The sequence below is a fragment of the Paenibacillus humicola genome (assembly GCF_028826105.1).
Taxonomy (GTDB): Bacteria; Bacillota; Bacilli; order Paenibacillales; family Paenibacillaceae; genus Paenibacillus_Z; species Paenibacillus_Z humicola.
This window is the reverse complement of record NZ_JAQGPL010000001.1, coordinates 1985915-2009841: the sequence shown is the minus strand read 5'-3', so window position 1 is coordinate 2009841 and position 23927 is coordinate 1985915. Positions and strand designations below refer to the sequence as shown.

The 23927-nt window shown below is 57.8% G+C and carries 23 protein-coding genes; 2 read left to right on the top strand and 21 right to left on the bottom strand.

The window, feature by feature from the left end:
- Nucleotides 1-188 precede the first annotated feature (188 nt).
- Nucleotides 189-1313, top strand: coding sequence for an acyltransferase (locus tag PD282_RS09315; RefSeq protein ID WP_274650349.1), 1125 nt, complete (start codon nt 189-191; stop codon nt 1311-1313).
- Between the two features lie 35 nt (nt 1314-1348).
- Here the strand turns inward: PD282_RS09315 and PD282_RS09310 are convergent, their stop codons facing one another.
- The 3 genes from PD282_RS09310 to murA all read right to left on the bottom strand — a co-directional run bounded on the left by PD282_RS09310 (nt 1349) and on the right by murA (nt 4332).
- On the bottom strand, nt 1349-2140 hold the full coding sequence (locus PD282_RS09310; RefSeq protein WP_274650347.1) for an HAD-IIB family hydrolase: 792 nt from the start codon (nt 2138-2140) through the stop codon (nt 1349-1351).
- Nucleotides 2141-2242: 102 nt separating this feature from the next.
- Complete coding sequence (gene pgsA / locus PD282_RS09305) at nt 2243-2830, bottom strand: CDP-diacylglycerol--glycerol-3-phosphate 3-phosphatidyltransferase (RefSeq protein WP_274650345.1); 588 nt, start codon at nt 2828-2830, stop codon at nt 2243-2245.
- A gap of 215 nt (nt 2831-3045) precedes the next feature.
- Complete coding sequence (gene murA / locus PD282_RS09300) at nt 3046-4332, bottom strand: UDP-N-acetylglucosamine 1-carboxyvinyltransferase (RefSeq protein WP_274650343.1); 1287 nt, start codon at nt 4330-4332, stop codon at nt 3046-3048.
- Between the two features lie 286 nt (nt 4333-4618).
- On the opposite strand from murA, the gene PD282_RS09295 reads away from it, so the two are divergent.
- Entirely contained in the window at nt 4619-5035 is a 417-nt protein-coding gene (locus PD282_RS09295; RefSeq protein ID WP_274650341.1) for an NUDIX hydrolase, read from the top strand.
- A gap of 18 nt (nt 5036-5053) precedes the next feature.
- Here PD282_RS09295 and PD282_RS09290 read toward each other — a convergent pair whose 3' ends face one another.
- The 18 genes from PD282_RS09290 to PD282_RS09205 all read right to left on the bottom strand — a co-directional run bounded on the left by PD282_RS09290 (nt 5054) and on the right by PD282_RS09205 (nt 23758).
- The gene (locus PD282_RS09290) at nt 5054-5551 is read right to left on the bottom strand and encodes a GNAT family N-acetyltransferase (RefSeq protein ID WP_274650339.1); all 498 of its coding nucleotides are present in this window, start codon (nt 5549-5551) and stop codon (nt 5054-5056) included.
- Between the two features lie 58 nt (nt 5552-5609).
- The gene (locus PD282_RS09285; protein ID WP_274650337.1) at nt 5610-6350 is read right to left on the bottom strand and encodes a GNAT family N-acetyltransferase; all 741 of its coding nucleotides are present in this window, start codon (nt 6348-6350) and stop codon (nt 5610-5612) included.
- An 84-nt stretch (nt 6351-6434) separates the two neighbouring features.
- On the bottom strand, nt 6435-6665 hold the full coding sequence (locus PD282_RS09280; protein WP_274650335.1) for a hypothetical protein: 231 nt from the start codon (nt 6663-6665) through the stop codon (nt 6435-6437).
- Nucleotides 6666-6766: 101 nt separating this feature from the next.
- Nucleotides 6767-7657 (bottom strand): carbohydrate ABC transporter permease, encoded by an 891-nt coding sequence (locus PD282_RS09275; RefSeq protein WP_274650333.1) that lies wholly within the window; start codon nt 7655-7657, stop codon nt 6767-6769.
- Nucleotides 7650-8549 carry a carbohydrate ABC transporter permease gene (locus tag PD282_RS09270; RefSeq protein WP_274650331.1) on the bottom strand — a complete coding sequence of 300 codons (900 nt, stop codon included), beginning with the start codon at nt 8547-8549 and terminating at the stop codon, nt 7650-7652. Before PD282_RS09270 ends, PD282_RS09275 begins: the two co-directional genes overlap by 8 nt.
- Nucleotides 8550-8630: 81 nt before the next feature.
- Nucleotides 8631-9986 carry an ABC transporter substrate-binding protein gene (locus PD282_RS09265; RefSeq protein ID WP_274650329.1) on the bottom strand — a complete coding sequence of 452 codons (1356 nt, stop codon included), beginning with the start codon at nt 9984-9986 and terminating at the stop codon, nt 8631-8633.
- A 463-nt stretch (nt 9987-10449) separates the two neighbouring features.
- Entirely contained in the window at nt 10450-11151 is a 702-nt protein-coding gene (locus PD282_RS09260; RefSeq protein ID WP_274650327.1) for an N-acetylmannosamine-6-phosphate 2-epimerase, read from the bottom strand.
- A 262-nt stretch (nt 11152-11413) separates the two neighbouring features.
- A complete protein-coding gene (locus tag PD282_RS09255) occupies nt 11414-12358 on the bottom strand; it encodes a metallophosphoesterase family protein (protein WP_274650325.1) in 945 nt (314 codons plus the stop codon).
- 112 nt (nt 12359-12470) lie between these two features.
- Nucleotides 12471-13472, bottom strand: coding sequence for a histidinol-phosphatase HisJ (gene hisJ, locus PD282_RS09250; RefSeq protein ID WP_274650323.1), 1002 nt, complete (start codon nt 13470-13472; stop codon nt 12471-12473).
- 71 nt (nt 13473-13543) lie between these two features.
- Nucleotides 13544-14530 carry an ROK family protein gene (locus PD282_RS09245; RefSeq protein WP_274650321.1) on the bottom strand — a complete coding sequence of 329 codons (987 nt, stop codon included), beginning with the start codon at nt 14528-14530 and terminating at the stop codon, nt 13544-13546.
- Nucleotides 14531-14623: 93 nt separating this feature from the next.
- A complete protein-coding gene (locus PD282_RS09240) occupies nt 14624-16204 on the bottom strand; it encodes an FAD-dependent oxidoreductase (RefSeq protein WP_274650319.1) in 1581 nt (526 codons plus the stop codon).
- Between the two features lie 326 nt (nt 16205-16530).
- The gene (locus tag PD282_RS09235; RefSeq protein WP_274650317.1) at nt 16531-17511 is read right to left on the bottom strand and encodes an ABC transporter ATP-binding protein; all 981 of its coding nucleotides are present in this window, start codon (nt 17509-17511) and stop codon (nt 16531-16533) included.
- Nucleotides 17508-18539 (bottom strand): ABC transporter ATP-binding protein, encoded by a 1032-nt coding sequence (locus PD282_RS09230; protein WP_274650315.1) that lies wholly within the window; start codon nt 18537-18539, stop codon nt 17508-17510. Before PD282_RS09230 ends, PD282_RS09235 begins: the two co-directional genes overlap by 4 nt.
- The gene (locus PD282_RS09225; RefSeq protein ID WP_274650313.1) at nt 18506-19495 is read right to left on the bottom strand and encodes an ABC transporter permease; all 990 of its coding nucleotides are present in this window, start codon (nt 19493-19495) and stop codon (nt 18506-18508) included. The genes PD282_RS09230 and PD282_RS09225 overlap by 34 nt, the downstream gene beginning before the upstream one ends.
- Nucleotides 19492-20463 (bottom strand): ABC transporter permease, encoded by a 972-nt coding sequence (locus PD282_RS09220; RefSeq protein ID WP_274650311.1) that lies wholly within the window; start codon nt 20461-20463, stop codon nt 19492-19494. The genes PD282_RS09225 and PD282_RS09220 overlap by 4 nt, the downstream gene beginning before the upstream one ends.
- Nucleotides 20464-20546: 83 nt before the next feature.
- Nucleotides 20547-22301 (bottom strand): ABC transporter substrate-binding protein, encoded by a 1755-nt coding sequence (locus PD282_RS09215; RefSeq protein WP_274650309.1) that lies wholly within the window; start codon nt 22299-22301, stop codon nt 20547-20549.
- 278 nt (nt 22302-22579) lie between these two features.
- Entirely contained in the window at nt 22580-22843 is a 264-nt protein-coding gene (locus tag PD282_RS09210) for a YciI family protein (RefSeq protein ID WP_274655122.1), read from the bottom strand.
- Nucleotides 22844-22891: 48 nt separating this feature from the next.
- Nucleotides 22892-23758 carry a MurR/RpiR family transcriptional regulator gene (locus PD282_RS09205; protein WP_274655120.1) on the bottom strand — a complete coding sequence of 289 codons (867 nt, stop codon included), beginning with the start codon at nt 23756-23758 and terminating at the stop codon, nt 22892-22894.
- Between the last annotated feature and the right edge of the window lie 169 nt (nt 23759-23927).

Below are 23927 nucleotides of genomic sequence, written 5' to 3'. Positions count from 1 at the left end.
AAAATATCCGAGAAACAGACTCGATTTGCCTGAAAAGGAAAATCGGACTATCCAAAAAATATTTGCATAAATATGGGACTATTTTCCTTTGTTAAACGTCTATATAAATGGAAGCGCCTATCAATTCGCGGCCCTGCTCTCAACGCTTGCCGGCGCAGACTTCCAAAATCATTCATACGGAGGGTGCTGTGGAAAAAAGAATCAAGCTTGCGGAGCTCGAGCTGCTGCGCGGCATCGCCATTTTGGCGGTGCTTGCCATACATACGACCTCTTATGCGGCTGCCAAATTACCGATGGATTCCACCTTTTATCCGGTCTATCATATCATCAACACGGCCGCCAATTTTGCCGTTCCCGCTTTCATGTTCCTGAGCGCGCTGCTGCTCTTCTATCATTACGACTCCGCTGGCGGCCGAAGCTGGCTCACGTTTTACCGGAAACGGATCAAGACGATTGTCGTCCCTTATTTGCTCTGGTCGGTGTTCTATTCGGCCGTCGTCATGCTGATCTCGCATGCGGGCTTTAAAGCGAGCGTCAGCCGGTTTTTCCATGGACTGGCGGTTGGCGGAAGCTATGCCCATCTGTATTTTATAATCGTCATCGCGCAATTTTATGCGATATTTCCGCTTCTACATGCTCTACTCCGGATCCGTTTCGTCCGCGATCATCCGCTGCTTTGCGGCGCCGCGGCGCAAACCGCCTTTTACCTGCTCAACTACTATTACATCCATATGCACAAAATCGGGACGTTTATCGGCTCTTACCTGCTGTATTTATTTCTGGGCGCATACGCGGCCGGGAAATGGAAAGAACGGGAGAACAACAGGGCCTCGTCGCATGGCTGGCTGCTCTTTACGGGCTTTCTGCTCGCCGCCGCCCTTTATGTCGTTCAGACCTGGCTGCAAAAAACGGATCCGCACTGGATTCCGCAGCCGTTCCTGTCGAACCTGAACTTCGTCTCGGATTATACCTATTCGGCCGTAAGCTGTCTCGCGCTGCTGCACTTCTCGAAACGGATCGAGCAAAGCCGCTTTAGTCTGCTGAAACGGATGCTGTTCTCCATCGGCATCTATTCGTTCGGCATTTATTTTATTCATCCCTTCATCCTGCTGCTCTGGCGGCTAAAAGTGATGAACGGCGCGCCGGTCGTCTATCATTTGCTTACCTTTGCGGGCGGCGCCGTCGCATTGGGGCTGTCGTGGCTCACGACATGGCTCGTTCAGCGCACGCGGCTCGGCTCGTTCGTGGTCGGCCGGTCCGACGTCAAGGCCCCGTCCGTCCAAACGCAGCCGAACGCAACAACGAGCGCCTGACCAGGGTCAGGCGCTCGTTACGTTTTTGACGCACTTTAGGATGAACCGCAGGCAGGCAGCTCGGCTATTTCCCCTTGCGAAAGCATTCGTTCCAGTACCTTGGCGACGCCGTCTTGATTATTGGACTCGGCTATTTCCCGGGCAGCCGCTTTCAGCTCATCGATTCCGTTTGCCATTGCAACCGGCCATCCGCTCGCCCGCAGCAGCCCCAAATCGTTGGCATCGTCGCCGAACACGATCGTATCCTCCCAGGAAATGCCGTATCTGGCGCACAGCATCCCAACCGCCAGTTCCTTGGAAGCCCGTTTGGAAGCGATCTGCACGAGCGTTCCCCCGTCGGTTGTCAAAATATTGAGCTGCACGCCGAACTTCTCCGCAACGGATTCCGTATAAGGAAAATGGGCGAGCAGAACCTTGGCGGCCTCAAACCGTTTCAGCTGCTCGAAGGGAGTTACGACCGCTGCAACGGGAGGGTTCTCATTCAGGGAATATAACGTATCCTGCGCCTCCAGGCCGAGAAGAAGATTCGGCTCAAGCATCCGGCAGTCATCCAGCAGCTCGGCAACCAGGCCGCAGCCGATCGTTTCGCTGTGCTCGAACCGGGTATGGCCGCAGCTGATCTGGGCCCCGTTGTAATACACGAATGCGCCGATCTGCAGCAGCTCGGCGGGCAGAAACGTTTTAACCGTTCTCGGCGGTCTTGCCGTCGCAAAAATAATCCGGTGCCCCAGCCGGTGAATTCGCAATAATGCCGATAGACTCCGCTCGGAAACCCGCTTCCGGTCATCCAGCAGCGTTCCATCCAAATCCAGCACGATTGCTTTCATTTTGCTGGCTCCTTCTGCCGGTCGTTCTTCTTCGGCATTCGGGATATTTTCCACCGCAAGCCGGGCATGTTCAGGTGCTCACCACGCCGAGCTTCGCGAAGGTTAAAGATGAAGGCTTAATCGGCTGTAATTCGCTTTCAGGTAGCGGTAGCCCGAGAACAAGGTTACCGCGGCGGCGGCGAGCATGACGATACAAGCAAGCGGTGCGGCGGAAAGGTGCAGGGCGGGAAAATGAAGCGTCAGCACAACGGCAACCGCCGCCACCTGCACGACCATTTTGATTTTGCCGTACGTGTCGGCGGCCAGCGCGATGTTTTGTGCGGTTGCGGCAATTCGGATGCCGGTGACGAGCAGCTCTCTGCCGATAATCGCGACCGCGATCCACGTCGGAACCAAATGATCCTGAACCAGCATGATAAACGCGACCGAGATCAGCAGTTTATCCGCCAGCGGGTCAAGCAGTTTGCCGGCATTCGTAACCAAGTTGTACTTCCGGGCAATGTACCCGTCCAGCTTATCCGTCGCCGACGCCAGAAGAAAGAGGGACGTACCCGCGTAAATGCCGTATTGGTGAAGCCAGAACACAATGTGCGAGCGCTCGATCAGCCACTGCGGATACGACTGCAGCAGGACGATGAAGATCGGGATGAGACCGATTCGGATAACGGTAATACGATTGGCCAAATTCATGCCGCCCACACTCCTATACGTCATGGGTTCGGTGACGTGCCCTATCGGCGGCCGCAGTAAGTCAGGTGCTCCAGAACGACCGCTTTCTTAAGATCGATCGATTCCGCCAGCCGCATGGACGGAAGATTGGAATCATCTTCAGCAGCGTTATATTTTCGAACAGGTTACCTGAAAGCAGCTGTACCATTGCCTCCCGTTCCGTCATCCGGCGATGGTCAGAGCGACATGCCGGCCGCTTCGGAAGCATCGGCGTGATCCAAACGGATCTTGGCGCCGAGCATGCGGAAGGAGCCGACAACATCCTCGTATCCTCTGTCAATATGCTGCACGCCGGAAATGGTCGTTGTCCCTTCGGCGCAAAGTCCGGCAAGAATCAAACAGATGCCCGCCCTGACGTCTGAAGCATGAACGTACGCGCCGTGCAGCCTGCCGCCGCCTTTAATGAAAGCAACGCCCGAACGGACCTTGATATCGGCTCCCATCCGGATCAGCTGGCTTACGTGTTTAAATCTGGACGGATAAATGCGGTCGCTGACGATGCTTTTACCGGGAGCCTGCGTCAGCAGTGCGGTTAACGGCTGCTGCAGGTCGGTGGCAAAACCGGGATACATGGCGGTGCGCACTCTTGTCGCTCTCAGATGACCGCTCGAATAGGCCGTTATGGAATGCTCGTCCGCTTCGAGTTCCAATCCGATCTCGCGCAGCTTGGCCAAACATGACGTCAGATGCTCCGGTACGATATCCTGCACCGTAACCGAACCGCCGGAGACGCCGGCCGACATGAGAAACGCGCCGGCAATAAGCCGGTCCGGAATGACAGTATAGGCACAGCCTTTTAAAGCGGTAACCCCTTCGATGCGGATCTGGTCCGTACCGGCTCCCGTAATTTTCGCGCCCATTTGGTTCAAAAAATTCGCGGTATCCGTCACTTCCGGATCGCGTGCCGCGTTGAGCAAAACCGTCGTTCCTTTCGCGCGAACCGCCGCAAGCATCACATTAATCGTGGCGCCGCTCGTAATCACATCAAAATAAATCGTCGTTCCTTTCAGTTCGTTCGCCTCGACCGTATAGTGGCGGTCGAAAAATGTAAACGACGCACCCATCATTTTTAACGCTTTAATATGCTGGTCCATCGGACGATGCAAAAAGTCGTCCCCGCCCGGGTAGCCAAGGGACACTTTGCCGAATTTGGCCAATAAGGAACCGATAAAATAATAAGCCGACCGGAACGAAGAAGACTTCGCCGGATCCAGAATCGCATGGCCGATCGGTCTCGGATCGATCGCGACCGTCCCCTTTGCGCCGGCATCGACGCGCAGTCCGAGATCTGCCCCGAGTTCATAGATGACCCGTAAATCGGCAATGTCCGGAATGCCGTGAAGGACCACGGGCTCGTCGGCCAAACAAGCGGCTGCAAGCAAAGCCAGCGAGCTGTTTTTGGAACCGGGAATCCGGACGCTGCCGTACAGCGGCTCCGATCGTTCAACTCGAATCATGTTCATGGTTAACTCCTTCGACTGGATGTTCTTCAACCGCAAAAGTATGCTTTATATATCATTCGTAAAGATCCCGGATTTTCGTATTAAACTCCCGCTCCGGATAACCCAATGGTAAATAATCGCAGCGCTGCTCTTATCCTATTGCCTACTGTTCATGATTGTCAACATGAGCATTCCGGATGTAAAGGATGCTTTATGATCTTCTACACCACTCGTACCGGAGCGATCCGTCTGCTATAATTCGATCATGCTCACATCGGTTATTGAAACGCTGTAGGGAGGCCATACGATGCAAGGGTACAACGTGCTCATGATTTACAATCCGGAATGGAACCGGATGCTGATGTGCAAACGGCGAAAAGATCCGTATAAAGGGCTGCGCAACCTGGTCGGCGGCAAAATCGAAGCGGGAGAGACGGGAATCGAAGCCGCATACCGCGAGCTGCTCGAAGAAACCGGCATCGCCCGCGATGACATAACGCTGCATCATATCATGGATTTCACCTATTACGCGCAAAATTGTTACGTTGAGGTCTATGCCGGCCGGTTAAAGCGCGATGTCACGGTTTGCGGAGATGAAAACGAGTTGTTTTGGACGGAACTCGACCAAGATTTTTTTGATCGCTCCTTATATGCCGGAGAAGGCAATATCGGACACATGGTGGAACAGGTGAAGCTGTGTAAGGACCGAATTTTTGCGGATTGACAAACCGGATGCAGAAGGTCAGTCTTCAGTAATCTCAGCGACCATCGTGATGGACGTATCCACCTGTCCCGCTTCCTTAAAGCCGAAATTCTTGTATAATCGCACCGCACCCGCATTACGGGGATCGACGCTTAGCGAAACCTGTTTGACGCCGTTCTCCCGGAGCCTCTGCAGCATCCGGCCAAGCAGCGCCGTCCCGATTCCTTTGCCGCGGCAATCCCGGCTAACCGCCATGCTGAGCTCGGGGATATCTTCGCGGACAAACCCGTAACCTTTATTCGAGGCCGTAAAATAACGTGCGGTTACGGACCCGGCAGGCTGTCCCTCGCCGTTTACCGCTATGAAGCCGGCATCCCCCTCCCGTCCCCAGCACTCGGCATATTTTGCAATGGAAGGCTCGTGGAGGATCTTTTTGTCAAAGGGCTGCTGTCCTTCCGGAACAAAGAGCGATTCGTACAGCATCTCCCACAAAAAAGGCGTATCCTGCGCCTGCGCTTCCCGCACGGTAAAATGCATCGCTGTCGGCCTCCTTCATCATTTTTGCCGTCATTCTTTAATGAAAGTACGCTTCCGTTTAAATCTCTTCCCGCCTTTTTTGCCGGTACCAGTAGGGATAAGCTTCTTGAAAATTCAGCTTGTCGTACAAGCGGCAGGCGGGAGCGTTGCTTTGAACGACCTGCAAATAGCTGACCGCCGCCCCGTTCGCCCGCGCCCAGCCCAGCATATGTAAAATCAACTGCTCACCATATCCGCGATTTCGGTACGCCTCAGCCGTCACGATTTCAAACAGCCCGGCAGCGTCCTGATCCAGCGCGGCAAGCCCGCATGCCACGGGAACCGAACGATCATGCAAAATAAAATAGCCCTTCCGTATGAGCGAGTTTTCGAGCAGTGTCCGCAAAATCGCCTTGTCATGTCCGGTCATGCCTTTAAATGAAGCCGTCAGATCCAGCCATTTGCCGCCGAGCCGCTCCTCGATCTCCATTTCGGTTAAGACCGGCTCTCGAACGGCATCAAGACGGTTCAAAACGCGAACGCTCGACGGCTCCAGCACGGCATATCCCTTCGAAGCCAGCAGCCGGTCCAGCTCCGGCGGCGCAAAAGGCGTCATTTTAAATGTCGGCGCCAGGTGAACACGCTCGTACTCGCGCTCGCATCGCTCGATTGCAGCATGAAGATTCTTTTCCCCAGCATACAGCGGATAGACCGAATTCGAGCGCTTCGTATAACCGTCGGCAAACCGCAGCACCCATCCCTGGCGGACGATCGTATGCATCGCTGGCCAAGCGTTCATCAGCCATTCTTCCAATTGCATCGCTTATATCCCCTCCGGCTATGACAGCAGAATGGGATAACTATACATTAATATGTATTTTTATTCAACGGGTTGTGAAGATTTTCATTCACTTGCTGCATTTCCGTTCTCATTTCGAACCTTCGTCCACAGCCCGCCGCTCCACTCCAACGTGTCGCCTGCGCGAATGTCTTCGGCCAGCTTGGCGGCGGGTATCCGTACGACTTTTCCTTCGACGTCGATGACGGCGGTCGCATCGTGCACGTCAATCAAAACGCCGGTCCGCCGGATCGCGCATCGGCTTCCTTCGGCGGTCGTTTTCTTCGGTCCGGTCATCGTCCATCCCAGCTCCTTCCGCTGACTAGCAAAAAAACGCGGAGACCGGCCTGCGCGCCGGCGTTTCCGCGCCCTTTTCCGCTATCTATGATTGTATTGTACTACCCTTTGACCGCGCCGACCATCCCGTTTATGAACTGTTTCTGCAGCACGAGGAAAATGATCAGGATCGGGATGACGGAGATGATCGTGCCCGCCGCGATGTACGGGAAGTTATAGGCCAGGTCGCTGTTCAAATACTGCAGCGCCGGACCGAGCGGATATTTGTCCCGGTCGTCAAGCACGATGACCGGCCAGATCAGGCTGTTCCAGAACGCCATAAAATCGAAAATGACGACCGTGGCGACCGCCGGCCGGACCATCGGTACCATAATGCTCCGGAAGATCCGGAATTCGCCCGCGCCGTCGATCCGGGCGGAATGCTCCATGTCTGCGGGAATCGTAATAAAAGCCTGCCGCAGCAGAAAAACGTTAAACACGCTGATAGCCGAAGGCAGCACGACCCCGGTCATCGAGTTGTACAGTCCGAGCTTCTGGATGGTGATGAAATTGACGATCATGCCGCCCGCGTTCGGCAAAATCATCGTGCTGACGATTGCGAAGAAAATGGCGTTTTTCCCCGGAAACTTCAGCCGGGCCAGCGGATACGCCGTCATCGTGCATAACAGCAGATTCAGACCGACGCCGTAGACGGTCATGTAAACGGTGTTGGCGATATAATGCCAGAGCGGCATAATATGAAAGACGTCGATAAAATTTTTGAACGTCGGCGGGTTCGGAATGAACTGCGGCGGATAGGCGTACACGTTGTTGCCGGTTTTCAGCGCGGTCGACAGCAGCCATAGAAACGGCCCGAGAAACAGGACCGCCGCGAGCAGCAGCAGCGGATACAGGATGAACGGGGCGGCGGCTTTTTTCCAGGAGCGTTTGGCTTTATAGACGCCCTTCAGCTCCGGCGGAGCCAGCCGGTCGCGGGCGGCGGCTTCACTCATAGTAGGTCAGCCCCCCTCTGCGCGTGTAGCGGAACATCAGGATTGACACGATCATAATAATGATCGCCACGAGCAGTCCGATCGTCGCCGCATAGCCGAACTCGAAATCCTGGAAGGCCACTTTGTACGAATACACGCTTGCCGTCAGCGTCGAATAGGCCGGATCGCCGGACGGACCGTGCATCACGAACACTTCGTCGAACACGTGAATCGCCCCCATGACCGACAGAAGCGAGCAAAGCAGCACGAACGGCATCAGCAGCGGAATCGTGATATTCCAGATGACGCGAAGGCGGCCTGCGCCGTCGATCCGCGCCGCTTCCTGCAGCTCGCCGGGAATCGACTGCAGTCCGGCCAAATAAATCATCATATAGTAGCCGAGCCCTTTCCAGACCGTGACGGCCATCACGCCGAGCAGAGCGAGCTTCGTCTCGACCATGAACGAAATCGGCTGCCGGATCATGCCGAGCTTCAGCAGAAAAAAGTTGAGGATGCCCTGCTCCTGGTACACCCACTTCCAGGCGATCGCGGCCGCGACCATGGAGGTCACGACGGGAATAAAGTAGGCGACTCGGAAAAAATGGATGAACCGCAGCCGGTTGTTCACCAGCACGGCCATCAGGATCGACAGGATTTGAATGACGGGCACGATCAGCACGTATAGCAGCGAATGCTTCAGCGCCAGGCCGAAGGTCGGGTCGTGAAACGCCCGCTTAAAGTTGTCCCAGCCGATCCATTTGGTCGTATCGACAACCGAATAATTCGTGAAGGCGAGCGGAAGCCCGCGGACGATCGGGTAAAAGGTAAACGCGGCGAGCAGCGCGGCGCCCGGCAGCAGCATCAGGTACGCGAAGCCTGCCTGCCGCCTCTGCAGCTTCGAAAGCGAACTCAAGGCTTATCATCTCCCCCGAAAGTGGTGCAATCACGGGAAGCAGGAGCGGACGTAAGCTCCGCTCCTGCGCTCCGTCGGCGTTCAGCCGTCTCCGGCGTTCACCTGGTCGAGCAGCTTCTGCATCTCGGCCTGGGTGTTTTTCAGGAAATCTTCCGGCGAGACGTCGCCGAGCAGCATTTGCTGCCAGCCTTTCCACAGCGGCTCGACGATTTTGTTCTCGTCCTTGACGCCGAGGGTGAAGTCCTGGCCTTTGGCCGCTTCCTCCGCCGTAATGATTTTCGCTTTCGATTCCGGATCGGCGCCGCCCTGCGTGAAGAAGGGATCGGCGGCCGCTTTTTTCGTGGACGGCAGAATGTTGACGACCTTGGCGAATTCCAGCTGCGACTCGTCGTTCGTGATATAGTTTGCGAACGCGATCGCTTCTTGGTGATATTTGCTCTTCACCGGGACGACGACGTCCATCAGCCCCGCCCGGTATTTGCCCGATTTCAGCGTCGGCATCTGGGCGACGAGCGTATTGTCGTAAACCTGCTTGGCGTTCGTTTTCACGCGGCTCAGAAACTGGGCGCCGGTAATGAGCGTCGCGATTTGCCCCGACTGGTATTTGTCCGTCGCATAGTTCGCGTCCGAGCTCAGGCTCTCCTTCGGCACGATGCCTTTATCGAACAGCTCCTTGTTCCATTTCGCCCACTCGAGCGCTTCCGGCGTGTCGAGGATGATCGTCTTCTTGTCGTCGCTGATGACCGGAACGCCGGAAAAATAAAAGTCGGACGGCGGATTATACGTCGGCACGAAGCCGTATTTGCCGGTTTTCTGCTTGATGACGATCGCCTGCTCCTTCAGCTCCTCCCACGTGGTCGGCGGCTTGTTCGGATCGAGGCCCGCCTGTTCGTATATTTGCTTGTTGTACAGAAATGCCGACAGTCCGAAATACCACGGAAACGCGTAGACGCTGTCACCGAGCTTCGCCGAATTGTACAGCGTTTCGAAATAGATCGAACGCTGCTCCGGCGTCGCTTCCTTGTTCATGTCGACCAGGGCGTTTTTGCCGGCCAGCGTCATCGTCATGCCCGTATTCAGGTTGACGACGTCCGGCGCGCTGCCGCCGGCGATCGAGGTCAGCAGCTTGTTCTCCATCGCATCGTATGGCAAATCGGTCCATTTGATTGTGATGCCGGGATTTTCGTCCTCGTATTTCCGGATCCGGCCGTTCATGTAATCGTCGAAGTTCGGACTGAGCGCAATGGTCCAGAACTGCAGCGTAATGTCCTTTTTCTCCCCGTTCCCGGGTGCGGCGCCCTGCTGATTGCTTCCGGACTGCCCGCCATCCGCTCCGGTGCCCGTGCCGCCGTTGCTCCCGCCTCCGCAGGCCGACAGCAGCGAAAGCAGCAGCGCGCAGACGAGACCTGCCGCCGTAAGCTTTATTTTCCCCGCCATGCTCTTCCCCCGTTTCGTTCAAAATGCAACGCTAAAACGGAACTGGATTTCATTTTTCCGTCGATGTCCGAACTTCGCATTCATTGAATCGGATGGCGCGTGACAGTTTCAACGACAAAGAAACACGAGTATTCATGATCTGGTCGAACGCGAAGCCGTGCCGGAAGAATAAGAATGCGCGCCTGTAAAGGCGATGAAAACAAGAAAACAGGTTTGTGTGTGCGGTCCTCCTCTCGAAAAGAGAGTGAAATAATTCGTTATTCTTTAAATGATGTATGGAATATTCCTTCTTTTATGAGTAAAGGTAAGCGGTTGATCGGTTTCTGTTGAAGGTGAACAATTGATCGGCGTCTGTGAAGATGTCCACTCAGCCTCTTGCGGATTGATGCGTGATGCGTGAACAGGGATCTTAAGCGTAAATGGAGCCGAGCGGCAGGGATGCAAGTGTGAGTGAACGATGCCGTTAAGCAAAAGGGACCGAGCTGCGGATCGCATTGACGAATTTGCGGGTAATTTCCTGAGGCCGGGTTATGGCGGTTCCGACGACGACAGCATGCGCGCCCGCGCGGAGACACGCGGCGCACTGCGCAGGCGTCCAGATGCGCCCTTCCGCCAATACCGGCTTCCTGCCGAGCGAAGCCAGCCGGGCGACCAAATCGATATCGGGCTTCTCCTGCTGCGGACTATAGGGCGTATAACCGGACATCGTGGTGGAGATAAGATCGAAGCCAAGATCCATCGCGGCGGCCCCTTCCTCGAAGGTGGAAACATCCGCAACGACCGGTCGGTCCGGCCAGCGGGCGCGGATAGCTCCGAGCAGGCCGCTTAACGTTTCCCCGTCCGGCCGCGTTCTTCTTGTAGCGTCGACGGCAATCAGGTCGGCTCCCGCCTCTACGATTGCCTCCGCCTCCCGGATCGTCGGCGTAATATAGACCGGACTGTCCGGGTAATCCATCTTGTACAGGCCGATGACAAGCAGCGAGCAGCTCTTCTTGATCGCTTCGATATCCCGCGGCGTATTCGCGCGGATGGCGGCGGCTCCTCCCGCTTCCGCAGCGGCGGCCATTGCGGCCATATGCCCCGCCCCGAACAGCGGTTCATGCTTCAGCGCCTGACAGGAAACGATGAGTCCGTTCTTAAAGCTGGAGATGGTCTTTGTCCGCATCAACTCACCTATTTTCTGAAGATTGGCATTTGAATTCAAAACGGACCGGAAAGGCGGATATCACCTCCAACTCGAATCTTGACTGTATTATACCAGCCGCCTTCGATTTGATAAAGAGAAATTTTCCTCTATTGTAAATAATTTTGGAGAATTTCTCCAATCTAAAGCAAAAAAGCCGCTCCCCCGCTTATTAAAAACGTGGTGCGGCGCCGGATTTCCGGCATGCCTGGTCTACGGCACGTTCGGTCTACTTCGCATCCGGTCAATTTTTGCGCTTTGCCGGCCGGTGCCCCGGCTGGTCGTGAACCGCCTTGCCGTTCTGCAGCCGGAGCCACGTGCGAAAGCCGGGTTTGGCTTCCTCGAGCAAAATCATTCTCGCCCCGCGCGCAAATCCGGGCCTGCTGTAGCTGTTGTAGCCGGTCTGTCTGCCGTAGCAGAGCCGGATGCCGTGCAGCTCGCCCCAGTAATCGTTTATATGGTCGTGTCCGGCAAACGTGCCGATGACATTGCCCGCTTCGACCATGGCGGCAAACATGCCCGTGTTGACCGGCGGCGCGCATACCTTCTCGAACTTGGTGCCGTAGCAGGTGACGCTCTCCCACGCTTCGCGGTATTCCGGAAGCGGGATATGAAAGAAGGCGAGGGCGGGCACGACGCCGCCGCTTTCGTCCGCAAGCAAAGCCGACTGGCGCATAAACCATTCGATCTGATTGCGTGCGAACGCCGCATAGCCGCCTGCGCGCGTCGTACCGTAGCTGCCCGAATCGAAAAAAAACAGCGCCTTATCCGGAGCAGTCGCCCCTCCGCTTGCGCGGCGGCACAGCCGCACCGTAAAATTGCCGACGCCGGTAATGCCGGCCGGCCCATGCTCGGCAATGCTGCCGGGGAATTCCAGCTGCACCGCCATCAGCTCCTCGCGCGTAATGCCAACTTCCGTATCGTGGTTGCCGAACACCGCCGCCCAAGGGATGCCGCTTGTTTCCGCCGCCGCCACGGCTTGACGGAAAGAGCGGCGCGGGTCGTCGCACGCCCCGCTGTCGATAACATCGCCCGTAAAGACGATCAGGTCCGGCTTTTCCTCGTCCAGCACCCGCTCCATCAGACCGCGAGCCAGCGCGTCTTTGCGGCCGCCGTTCTCCCAGTGCAAATCGGTGAACTGCACGATTTTGAACGTGCCGTCCTCCCGGTAGCGCAATGATTTGGCCATCGTATTCCCCCCCTGCACACGAAACGGCGATAGAACATCTTCAGCTGCTGCCTCTCCGCAGCCGGGTGCGAGTCGTCCATAGACCCGAGCGTTTAAGCCGGACCGGAACGCTTCAAATCGCCGCGAACCATTCCCACCCTTGCCCGACATCGTCCGGATGATGAGCGTCGGAGCCGTATACGCATTCAATCCCTTGCGCTCGGCATTCCTTGACAAGCCATTCGGATGCATACGGCTTCCGGCACGTGTCTTTGCGCATGCCCGCCGTGTTCACGTCGAGACCGACGCCGGCCTCGCGCAGCTTCGGCACGACGGCGCGCACCCGTTCGGCGATCTGCTCCTCATCGATCCCGTCCAGCGCCAGCCGGAATTTCTCGATCAAATGGATATGACCGAGCCGTTTGCGGATCTTCCATCCCGCAGCGGATGCGACCGCCAGCTCGACATGCTGAAAATATTCGTCCACGACCCGCTCCATCGAGCCGTAATAATCGATCAGCCCTTCGCGAAAATCGTCCGGCGTAAAATCGACGCAGCGCATGCCGCCTCTCCCAGGCAAAAAATGAACGGAAATGAGGACGTCCTCCAGCCGGCCGTCCAGCGACTCCAGCAGCCTGTTCGTAAACGATTCGCTGCCGTGCAGGTAATCGAGCTCAAGCCCTGCCGTGACTTCCAGCCTGCCTTCGAATTCCCGTTTCAGCTCTTCAACGCATTGAATGTACTCGGGCAGCTCTTGGCGGCTCATGGCTAGCTCCGCCATCAGCTTCTCGTTCTTCACCCATCCCTCCGGAAGCGGCGGGTGCTCGGTGACCGAATAGCGTTCAAAGCCAAGCCGGACCGCCCGTTCCAAATAATCGCGCAAAGGCCGGCCGCTGCCGTGATAACAAAAATGACTGTGCGAATGTCCGTCCCACTTCAACAAACCGATTGCTCCCTTCCAAAATGAACCCGCCCGGCACTTCATACCCCTGGCCGCGCGTATCGCAGCGCAGGCGTCTGCAAGAAGAGCGGCTGTCGTATCCAGTATACGCTCTTCACGGCCGCTCATAAAGCGGAAGTGTGCGGCTTGCCGCGCCGCCGCCGAGCGGTTTACCGGTTCGCCGGCCAGCGTCATGCTCCGGCCTAACTCCCTGATGCGCGTTGTGACGGCACATGACGGTGATGAACCGGAGCCGAAGACTTCGGTCAGGCGGAGGAATCGGCCGCTCCAGCTTCGCGGCAGAGCCACACTTGGCCCGCCGCGCCGATCACGCCGGCGTCGCTGCCGATATAAGCCGGCAGAATCCGGCAGGCCTCGCGCATCCGGGACGAGGTGCGGTCGTTCACCTCCGCTTCGAGCGCGCGGAAGAACGGCCCGCCCGCTTCGGCCACGCCCCCGCCGATAATGACGGCCTCCGGATTAAACGCGTGAATGTACCCGCTCACGGCCGTGCCGAGGGCGCGGATCGCGAGCGCCATCACCTGCGCGGCGGCCGCGTCCCCGGCCAGCCAGCCCGCGATCACGCCGCGTGCGCCGCTTCCCCACGCTGCGGCGTTGAAGCCGCCGGCGGCCGCGCTTTCCGCGGCAAGCCGGGCGATGCCCGAGCCGGATGCGTACAGCTCGACGCAGCCGTAGTTGCCGCAGCTGCAGCGCGGACCGCCGCAGTCGATGGATACGTGCCCGAGCTCCCCGGCGCCGCCGAACGCGCCGCGCACAAGCCGGCCCGCTTCGAAGACGGCGCCGCCGATGCCTGTGCCGAGCGCGAGGCAGACGAAGCTGCGCAGGTGACGGCCGGCGCCGTACAGCCGCTCCGCGATCGCAATCGCGTTGACGTCGTTATCCACGCAAACGGGCAGCCCGAAGCGCCGCTCCGCCGCCTGCCGGATCGGCGTTCCCGTCCAGCCCGGCAGCGTATCGACCGCGTAGGCAACCGCGCCGGTGCGAAAATCGATCTGCCCGGCGCTGCCGATGCCGATGCCGGCGACGGACGGCGGACCGCCGCTTATCCCCGTCAACGTTTTCGCCGTTTCGAGCATCCGCCCGGTTCCGGACAGCGTTTTCTCCAGCACTTGGGCTGCGCCGAGCCGGGCTTCGGTTGCGACCGACTCCCGCCGGAGCAGCCGTCCGTTCCGGTCCACGAGTGCAAACCGGATTTTCGTTCCGCCGATATCGGCGCCGATTGCGGCTTCCATGCGCTTCGCTTCCTTTCGCGCGAAAGTTCGTTCGGCCTCTTCTTCCGTTCCCGGGGAGCCCTTGCCCTTAGCCCCTAAAGCAGCAGCGCTTTTTTACAGCTCCATCCCTTCCGGCCAATGCCGCTCGATTCCTTCGCCGTCGAGCAGCTCGAGAAACGCACGGAGATGGGCCCGGCTTGAGTGCACCTCGTTTGGCGTCACGCTGTGCCGCAGCGCGTATGCGGCCAAATAGCCGGCGGCCTCGCCGATGTTCCATTCCGTCGGATGCAGGCGGTAGCAGCCGTTCGTAATTTGCGTTGTGCCGATATTTTTACAGGCCGGAAGAACGTTCCGCACCCGGACGGGGAGCAGCGCGCCAAGCGGAATTTCGTACGGCACGGTCGGAATAAAGCATTTTTTGTTCGAAACTGTCGTCGGGTGCAGATCGAGGTAATAGCTGCCGACGCCGACGCTGTCCTTGTAGCGGCGAATGCCGCGTTCTCCGCGAAGCTCCCGGCTGACGTCATGCTCCGTGATCGTGTACTGCGCTTTGATTCTCCGCGATTCCCGGATATACGGATATTTCGCCAGCCCGTCCTCCGTGCCGAGCACGTCGCCGCGCAGCCGAATGCCCGGATAACCGCGGCCGCCGTCCGGTCGGGGCGCCTCGGTTTGCAGCCAATAGACAAGCGACAGGCTGAGCTGGCGCGCGCCTGCCAAATGCCGCTTTCGCTCATCCTCCGAAACGCCGTAAACCGGTCCGAGAAAATAGTCGTTCTGGCTCCAGTTCACCAGCGTAATGTCGCTATCGTACAGCCCTTCCGCAAACAACGAGCGGTCGACGATGCGCCGGTATGTCCACAGCGGCATCGGATCGCGCCCGTCCGGGAACAGCGTCATCCGCTTCATGCCGTTCTCCGTATGAACATCGGGCACGTGCCAGCTGAGCAAAGGGCAATCGGTATACGCCGGAACGTACTGCCTCCAGAACGAATACATCGCCGGCCGCTCGATCGTAAAATCGCCGCCCGCAATATGATCGACCGCAAATACGTGCGTCACGGACTGCATATCCAAAGGGTCCGCTTCGTCCGACGAGTGCGGCTCCCCCGTATCGCAACGCGCTTCGGCGCCCGACACATGCTCGACGCCGGCAAGCGGGAGCAGATCGCCGCATTCCGTCGCGTCCAGGAAATAAGCGCCTTCAAGCTCGATACGGCGCCCCTCTGACGGATTGTCCAGCGTTACGCTCCGGACGCGGTCGCCGCCGATGGCGTTCACGCTTGCGGCAATCGGACGGTAACCGTACAAAATGACGATTCGTCCGCTGCTCAAATACGGGGCCAGCATATCCTCCAGCACGCGCAGTGCGACTTTGGGCTCGTGGCACAGCCTGCTCACCCAGCCGTTGCCCGGGTTCAGCCGGGGATCGGCCTGAGCCGCTTCGGTGAGCGGGTAATGGGCTTTATAGTAGGCTCGCACCCGGCTGCGAAACTCGCGATACGTCCGGGTACAGCCGAAGCTTTCGATCCAGCGGTGCTCGTCGGGCGGAACCGCCTGGCTCGTCAGCTGGCCGCCGATCCAGTCCGTTTCCTCGGTCATGATGACGCACAGCCCGCATTTTGCCGCTGCCAATGCCGCCATGCAGCCGCCCAGTCCTCCGCCGATGACGATGATATCCGCCGCCGCTTTCATGGTTCACACGCCTTTCCGGGGCCGATTGCGACCGGCACGATCGACCGTAATTTGAACGTATCGTATCACGGTTCGGATAACTTCTCCACCGCTAATTAAAATTAAGAAAAATATATTCTCCAGAGATGAGTTCGAATAAAAATGAAAGCAGCCGAACCACCGAACGGAACGGCCGTCTTCTATTACCTTATGGCTATTCCCGTCTCGCGATGCCTGCTTTTCCGAGAGGATGGAAGGCCCTTGAACAGAAACCGCCGAAGCTTCGGCGATCCGAAACTCCGGCGGCAATCCGTTGCCTGATCCGTATTCTTGAATGCGGCCGATCCCTATGCCTGCACGAGCGGAAAATGACACGCCACTTCGCGGCCCGGGACAGCTTCCCTCAGAACCGGTTCCTCGCGGCGGCATCGCTCCGTCGCGTACGGGCATCGCGGATGGAACCGGCAGCCGGACGGCGGGCTGGCCGGCGACGGCACATCGCCCTGCAAAATAATTCGCTCCTGCCTGCGATGGGGCGTCGGCTCCGGGATGGCGGACAGCAGGGCTGCGGTATACGGGTGAAGCGGCGCGGCGAACAGCTCTTCCGTGCGCGACACTTCGGCCATTTTGCCCAAATACATGACGCCGATCCGGTCGGATATGTGCCGAACCACATGAAGGCCGTGGGCGATAAACAAATACGTCAGCCCGAGCTCCCGCTGCAGCCGCATGAGCAGGTTGATGACCTGCGACTGGACCGAGACGTCGAGCGCGGAGACGGCTTCGTCGGCGACGATGAATTTCGGCCCGAGCGCAATCGCCCTGGCGATACCGATCCGCTGCCGCTGGCCGCCGGAAAATTCGTGCGGGTACCGGTTTCGCCGGGAGGCGTCAAGCCCCACCAGCTCCATCAGCTCGCAAACGCGCTTATCCGCTTCCTTGCCCGACATCTTCAGATGAAGGCGAAGCGGCTCGGCGATAATGTCCCGCACCTGGAAACGCGGATTTAGCGAACCGAACGGGTCCTGAAAAATAATTTGCATCTCCTGCCGCAGCCGCCTAAGATCCGAAGAACCGAGCGCCTGCACGTCGCGTCCGTTAAAGAGCACCTCGCCCGCCGTCGCGCTCTGCAGCTTCAGGATCACCCGCCCGAGCGTCGATTTGCCGCAGCCGGATTCGCCTACAAGGCCGAACGTTTCCCCCCGTCCGATCCGGAGCGATACGCCGTCGACCGCTTTTACATGGCCGGCAACCCGGCCGAACAGACCGGATTTAATCGGAAAATATTTTTTGACCTCGCGGATTTCAAGCAGGTTTTCCGCCGTCATTGTATCGCCTCCTTCTCGCTGCGTGCTGCCTCGATGCCGTTTGCGGCGCTTGCTTCTTCGGCCAACCAGCATGCCGACAGGTGGCCCGGTCCTCCGACGGGCCTCAGCACCGGCTCTACGAGCCGGCATTTCTCCTCGGCATGCGGGCAGCGGGGATGGAAGCGGCAGCCGGAAGGAAGATTTTTCATCGGCGGAATGTTGCCTTTGATCGTATGCAGCTCCGTGCCGCGTTCGCTCGTTAGGCCCGGAATGGATTTCAGCAGCCCGATCGTATACGGATGGCTCGGCGAATCGAAAATCTCGTGCGTCGTGCCTTCCTCGACGATCGTTCCCGCATACATGACCGCGATCCGGTCCGCCATGCCCGCAGCCACGCCCATGTCGTGGGTAATCAGCAGAATGGACATGCCGAGCTCGCGCTTCAGCATGCCGAGCAGCTCGAGAATTTGCGCCTGCACCGTCACGTCGAGCGCGGTCGTCGGCTCGTCGGCGATCAGCAGCTCCGGATTGCATGCAAGCGCGATCGCGATCACGGCGCGCTGCGACATGCCGCCCGACATTTCGTGCGGATACTGCCGGGCGCGCGTTTCCGGCGCCGGGATGCCGACCATCCGCAGCAGCTCGACCGCACGATTCCAGGCCTCCCGCTTGCCGATCTGCTGATGCAGCCGAAGGCTCTCGGCGATTTGGTCGCCGATCGTAAAGACCGGGTTCAGCGCCGACATCGGGTCCTGGAAAATCATCGCGATCCGGTTGCCGCGGATGCGCAGCATTTCGCGCTGGCTTTTCTTCAGCAAATCGTCGCCGCCGAACATGATGCTTTCGCCGCTCAGCAGCCCGCCGGCATAATCGATCAGCCGCATGATCGACAGCGACGTGACGCTTTTGCCGCTGCCCGATTCGCCGACAAGGCAAAGCGTCTCCCCTTTTCCTATGGACAGCGACACGTTGTCGATCGCTTTGACGATGCCGTCGTCGGTGATGAAGCCGGCCGTCAAACTCCGGACTTCGAGAAGATTTTCCGCCATTTGTCCAGCCTCCTTCGTGAAAGTCCGGCTCTCTTCCGCGGGTCGAGCGCGTCGCGGATGCCGTCGCCGATAAAGTTGACCGCCAGCACGACGATCAGAATACACAGGCCCGGATAAAGCGCCAGAAGCGGGTTAGTCAGCATGAATTCCTGGGCGTTCGACAGCATCAGCCCCCAGCTCGTTTGCGGCGGCTGTATGCCGAGTCCAAGGTAAGACAGCGCCGATTCACTCAAAATCGCACCGCCGACCATCAGCGTCGCGTTGACGATGATCGGGAAGCTGGCGTTGCGCAGCAGATGCCGGAATATAATGCCCCAGCTGGAAACGCCGATCGCTTTGGCCGCTTCCACGTACTGCATTTCCCGCAGCTGCAGGAACGTCCCGCGCACGAGCCGCGCGACGCCCACCCAGCCGGTAAACGCCAAAATTAAAATCATATAAATGAATTTTGAACCAAAAATAGCCAAAACCAAGATATTCAAAAACAGCAGCGGCACCGAGTTCATCATGTCCACGAATCGCATCAGAATGGTGTCGATCCAGCCGCCGAAATAGCCCGCGATCGAACCGACCAGCGTGCCGATGATCACCGCGATGAACGCGACGGAGAAGCCGGCGGTCAGCGATATCTGGCTGCTGTAGATGAGCCGCGTGAAAATATCCCGCCCGAGCTCGTCCGTACCGAGCAGATGGTTGCCGCCCGCCGGCAGGTTCGCATCCAGCAATACGATTTTGTTCGGATCGAACGGTGTGATGGCGCGGGCGAAAACGGCGATCAGCACAAACAGCAGGAGGACGACGAGTCCGGCGACGGCGTACGGATTGCGGAAAAATTTCCGGCAGGCGAGCCTCCACGGTCCGTCGGACTTCTTCTCCACCGGAACGACCGCTGCAACCGGAGGCTCTGCGCCTGGCGCATATCCCGCGCCGTTGTTATGGAGCTGCAGATCGCTCATGCCGTTCGCGCCCCCTTCCGTCCCAGCTTGACGCGGGGATCGACGAGAGCATACAAAATGTCAGCCGCCAAATTGCCGGCGATAACCATGACGGAGGTAATGATCGTAATCGCCATCAGCACGGAATATTCGCGGGCAACCGCCATCTCCACGAACAGCCGGCCCATGCCCGGCCAGTTGAACACATTCTCCGTCAGTGCCGCGCCTGCGACAAGGGTCGGCAGGTCGAGACCGAGCACCGTGATGATCGGAATGAGCGCATTGCGGAGCGCGTGGCGAAAGACGACCCGCCGCTCCGGCACGCCTTTGGCCCGCGCCGTGCGGATATAATCCTGATCGAGCACCTCAAGCATGCTCGAGCGGGAATATTTGGAGTAAGCGGCCAGGAAGCCCAGCGTCAGAACGGTAACCGGCAGGATGAGGTGCATCACCAAATCGCCGATATCGCCTTCTTTCCCTATCGTATGCATATCCGAAAGCGGCAGCCAGTCGAGCTTCAGCGAGAAATATTCCTGCAGCAATATACCGAACCAGAACGTGGGCATCGCAAACCCGATATACGCGACGAACGAGGCCGTCTGATCGGATAATCCGTATTCGGCCGTGCTGTTATAGATCCCCCAGGGGAGGGCAATCAGTAAGGATAACACCCACGCTACGATCATCAGCACGAGCGTATTTTTGACCGTCGGCCATAAAATTTGCCCGACCGGAAGATGATTTTTGAACGTGTAACCCAGATTGCCTTTCATCAGATCGCCGAGCCAGCGGACATACTGAACCGGAATCGGCTTATCCAGCCCCAGATTGTGAGCCTGCACCTTCGCCGCAGCCTGCGACAGGCTGGGCGAGAGGAAAATTTGCGTCGGTCCGCCGGGGGCCGCGTGTATGAGCCCGAATGTAGCCAGCGAGATCAAAAAAAGCACGACAATTGACTGCAGGATTCGGCGGATCAGATATTCGGTCATGGCTTTTTCCTCCTAACTATGGCGAGAGGGGAAGGAGCAAGCTCCCTCCCCTTCGCCGGATGTTTTCCCGTTCCGCCGTTAAATCAGTCTACCCACCAGTTGTTGACATGGTAAAGATATCCATAAGAGAGCGACGGTTCCGGCCGGTCCGCGTCCGCGTAATGGACTCGGGAGGTCAGCCCTTCCGGAGTCCCGTATTGATACAGGAATACATAGGGCAGATTCGTCGTAATTTCCTTCGCAACCTCGCTGTAAATCTGTTTCCGCTTGGCCTGATCGGTCGTCGAATATCCCTGCACCCACAGCTGATCGAGCTTTTCGTCTTTATACCAGCCGACGTTTTGGCCGGTTGGCGGGTAATATTTGGATGAGAAAGTCGACTCGCCGTCCGGATCCGGGGTGTTCAGCACCCATGCCAGCAGAATGGCAGGGAACTTGCCCGGATTCACATTCTGATCGACCCAGGAAGAGAAATCGATCCCCTTCGGGGTTACTTCGATGCCGACGTCCTTCAGATTTTGCTGAATAATGGCCGCAACCTGCTCCCGGCGGCTGTTGCCCGCGTTATACTGCAGCTCGAACGAGAACCGATGGCCGTCCTTGACCAGAATGCCGTCCGATCCCGGCTTCCAGCCGTCTTCCGCCAGCAGCTTCTTCGCTTGATCGGGATCGTAAGCGTAATTGACGGCCGCATCGCCCGGATCCGCCCAGGTTCCCGGCAGGAAAGGCGCGTTGATCAGCTTGCCGGTGCCTTTCAGAACGTTGTCGACCATGCCTTGACGATTGATCGCGTAAGCGATCGCCTGTCTCGTCTTCTCCCCGGTGAAAGGAGAGTAATTGTCCTTGAAGTTTTTCGGATCGAAGTTGAAGGCCAAATATTCGTACTGCGGCCCCGGAGCGCTGATCACGTTAAAGCCTTTCTTATTCTTGACCGCATCCACCTGGGTAACCGGAATGGCGGCCGTCACATCGATGTCTCCTTTAAGCAGCGCCTGAATTTCAGTGTTCTGATCCGCATAAATTTTATATACGATCTGCTGGATATGCGGCTTCGGCCCCCAATAATTCGGGTCGGCGTCAAAGGTCAAATACTGCTTCTGCTCCCACTTGGTCCATTTCCAAGGTCCGTCCGTTACCGTTTTGCTCGGATCCTTGCCGAACGCGTTGTTTTGCAGATCTTTCGGCGCAATGTCCTTCAAGACATGGTAGGGCACAATGGAAGAGACAAGCGCATATTGGAAAGGTGCGTATACCTGTTTCAGTTTGATTTGCACCGTATGGTCATCGACCTTCGTAATCGTATCGATTTTATCGAACTGGCTGATGCCGGGCGAGCCTGCCTCGGGATTTCGGATCGTGTTTAACGTAAAGATGACGTCGTCGGCCGTAACGGGCTGGCCGTCGCTCCATTTCGCATTCGGCTTCAGCTTGACGGTGTAGGTTTTGCCGTCGTCGGAAACTTGCATTTTGTCCGACGCCAGCGACCAAGGCTCCGCGACCACGTTGCCCTGTCTGTCGAGGTCATATAGATTGGCATACAGAAAATAGGCCGCGTCGCCGGAGCCCGTGTCCTGAATATACAGCGGATTTACCGAAACAATGTCGGTAAAGCTGCCGTATGTAAGCGTTCCGCCGTCTTTGGGCTGACCCGCCGTCTGGGCTGTTTGATCGCCGCTGCCCGTCTGGCCGGACGTATCGCCCGTTGTGGCGTTCGCGGGCGGCTGCGTCGAGCTGCTTCCGTTTGCCCCGTTATCGGTGCCTTTGGAACAGCCGATCAATAAAACGCCGGCCAGCAGTAAAGATAGCAGTGCGGGGATCCACTTTTTACCATACCCCATATGTGTTTCTCCTCCTCATATTTTTGCCGCTTCAATCGAGTGGCATTTATGCCCATTTTAACACCTTTTTTAAAATTGAAAATATGAAAATTTTTATTTTAGACATTTTTTAAGAATGCAAGTGCCGATCAAAATCGTCGCATGTCGCGAGCGGTCGAACAAACGCAAAAAAACCGCGCGAAAGGCGCGGTTCTCCAGTCTCATATCGACATCCACCGATGGTTAAATTTGATTAAAGTTCGCCGAAGTTCGAGCAAATTTGTGCTATTTCGACAGCCTTAAACCGGGGACATCTCCCATTCGTGAATCTCGTAGCCTCTCGCCCCTTCGGCAACGTACGGGTCCTGTCTGACAAGCTCCAGTACCTCGTCCGAAGACTCCGCTTTGTAGATGACCAGGCCCCCCGATCCGTCGGTAAACCTGCCGTTCGCAAAAATTTTGCCTTCGCGGCGTTTATTTTCCAGAAACTCGAGATGCTGAGGCCGGTAGATCCGGCTTTTTTCCGTGTCGATAATCGGCAAAAATACGGCAAAATATTTCATCATCGTTCCCTCCGTCGGTTAAAATCGGTTCTCGGCCCCTGCCGGCGGTCAATAGAGCTTGTCCGCGACGGACTTGGCCGTTTTCTCCAGCGAGGCGTAAGCTTCGCTCCGGTTTTGCGCAAGCAGCGTGCATAAAATGTTCAGCAAATGCATTTGCATCATTTTGGTGGACAGTGCGCCGCCTTCCATCGGCAGCTCGCGGGCCGGCGTAAGCAGCACCGTATCGGCGTAGGCCGCGATCGGCGAGCGCATATGGCCGGTCAGACAGATGACGGACGCCCCGTTTCCCTTCGCCTGCCGCACCGGGTCGACGAGGTCGCGGGTGCTGCCCGAGGTCGAAATGGCGAAGACGAGATCGCCTTTGCCGAGCAGCGACGCCGACATGGCGATAATGTGCGCATCGCGGTGCGCCTCGACGTTCAGGCCGATGCGCATCAGCCGGTAATGCAGATCGAGCGCCGTAATGCCGGACGAACCGACGCCGTATACGTGGATTTTGGCGGCGGCCAGCATGCTCCGGACAGCCTCCTGCAAGCTGTCCGCGCTGATCAGGTCAAGCGTGTTCCGCAGCAGCATTTCATGCTTCATCGTCATTTTCCGGGCCACGGTCATCGCGTCGTCCGATTCCTCGATTTCCGCATTCGAGACGGACGGGCGGTCGACGAGATCCTGCGCGACGGCGAGCTTGAATTCATGGAAGCCGCGAAAGCCGAGCTTGCGGCAAAACCGGATGACGGACGTTTCGCCGACCTTCGCCTGCTCCGACAAATCGGTTACCGTCGACAGAACCGCTTCCTCGGGGTTTTGGGTCACCGCGTCGGCAACCTTCTTCTCCGCCTTCGTCAGCGAGGAGTACAGGCTGGAAATCATCAGCAGCGTATTGGAAGCGTTTAATTTCGGGCCTACTCGTGCCATATCGGTTAAATCACTCGCTCCCGCTTCAAAAGTACCTTCACCTTGTTTCAGCATAGAGCATAGCTCGGCCGATGACAAGCCGGCCGGCTCGGAATTCCTTGCGAACCGCTCGAGCCGGAGGATTTCTCCGCCGGACCGGCCGCCGCCTAGCGGCTCCTCAACTCCGCTT

Bases quoted from the DNA above. Each gene is read 5' to 3' on its own strand.
- PD282_RS09280 (WP_274650335.1), bottom strand. From the start codon at position 6,665: ATGACCGGACCGAAGAAAACGACCGCCGAAGGAAGCCGATGCGCGATC.
- hisJ (WP_274650323.1), bottom strand. From the start codon at position 13,472: ATGACGCTGGCCGGCGAACCGGTAAACCGCTCGGCGGCGGCGCGGCAA.
- PD282_RS09255 (WP_274650325.1), bottom strand. From the start codon at position 12,358: ATGGCCAAATCATTGCGCTACCGGGAGGACGGCACGTTCAAAATCGTG.
- PD282_RS09225 (WP_274650313.1), bottom strand. From the start codon at position 19,495: ATGAGCGATCTGCAGCTCCATAACAACGGCGCGGGATATGCGCCAGGC.
- PD282_RS09215 (WP_274650309.1), bottom strand. From the start codon at position 22,301: ATGGGGTATGGTAAAAAGTGGATCCCCGCACTGCTATCTTTACTGCTG.
- murA (WP_274650343.1), bottom strand. From the start codon at position 4,332: ATGAACATGATTCGAGTTGAACGATCGGAGCCGCTGTACGGCAGCGTC.
- PD282_RS09265 (WP_274650329.1), bottom strand. From the start codon at position 9,986: ATGGCGGGGAAAATAAAGCTTACGGCGGCAGGTCTCGTCTGCGCGCTG.
- PD282_RS09310 (WP_274650347.1), bottom strand. From the start codon at position 2,140: ATGAAAGCAATCGTGCTGGATTTGGATGGAACGCTGCTGGATGACCGG.
- PD282_RS09240 (WP_274650319.1), bottom strand. From the start codon at position 16,204: ATGAAAGCGGCGGCGGATATCATCGTCATCGGCGGAGGACTGGGCGGC.
- PD282_RS09285 (WP_274650337.1), bottom strand. From the start codon at position 6,350: ATGCAATTGGAAGAATGGCTGATGAACGCTTGGCCAGCGATGCATACG.
- PD282_RS09205 (WP_274655120.1), bottom strand. From the start codon at position 23,758: ATGGCACGAGTAGGCCCGAAATTAAACGCTTCCAATACGCTGCTGATG.
- PD282_RS09230 (WP_274650315.1), bottom strand. From the start codon at position 18,539: ATGGCGGAAAATCTTCTCGAAGTCCGGAGTTTGACGGCCGGCTTCATC.
- PD282_RS09295 (WP_274650341.1), top strand. From the start codon at position 4,619: ATGCAAGGGTACAACGTGCTCATGATTTACAATCCGGAATGGAACCGG.
- PD282_RS09260 (WP_274650327.1), bottom strand. From the start codon at position 11,151: ATGCGGACAAAGACCATCTCCAGCTTTAAGAACGGACTCATCGTTTCC.
- PD282_RS09210 (WP_274655122.1), bottom strand. From the start codon at position 22,843: ATGAAATATTTTGCCGTATTTTTGCCGATTATCGACACGGAAAAAAGC.
- PD282_RS09245 (WP_274650321.1), bottom strand. From the start codon at position 14,530: ATGGAAGCCGCAATCGGCGCCGATATCGGCGGAACGAAAATCCGGTTT.
- PD282_RS09275 (WP_274650333.1), bottom strand. From the start codon at position 7,657: ATGAGTGAAGCCGCCGCCCGCGACCGGCTGGCTCCGCCGGAGCTGAAG.
- PD282_RS09235 (WP_274650317.1), bottom strand. From the start codon at position 17,511: ATGACGGCGGAAAACCTGCTTGAAATCCGCGAGGTCAAAAAATATTTT.
- PD282_RS09220 (WP_274650311.1), bottom strand. From the start codon at position 20,463: ATGACCGAATATCTGATCCGCCGAATCCTGCAGTCAATTGTCGTGCTT.
- pgsA (WP_274650345.1), bottom strand. From the start codon at position 2,830: ATGAATTTGGCCAATCGTATTACCGTTATCCGAATCGGTCTCATCCCG.
- PD282_RS09290 (WP_274650339.1), bottom strand. From the start codon at position 5,551: ATGCATTTTACCGTGCGGGAAGCGCAGGCGCAGGATACGCCTTTTTTG.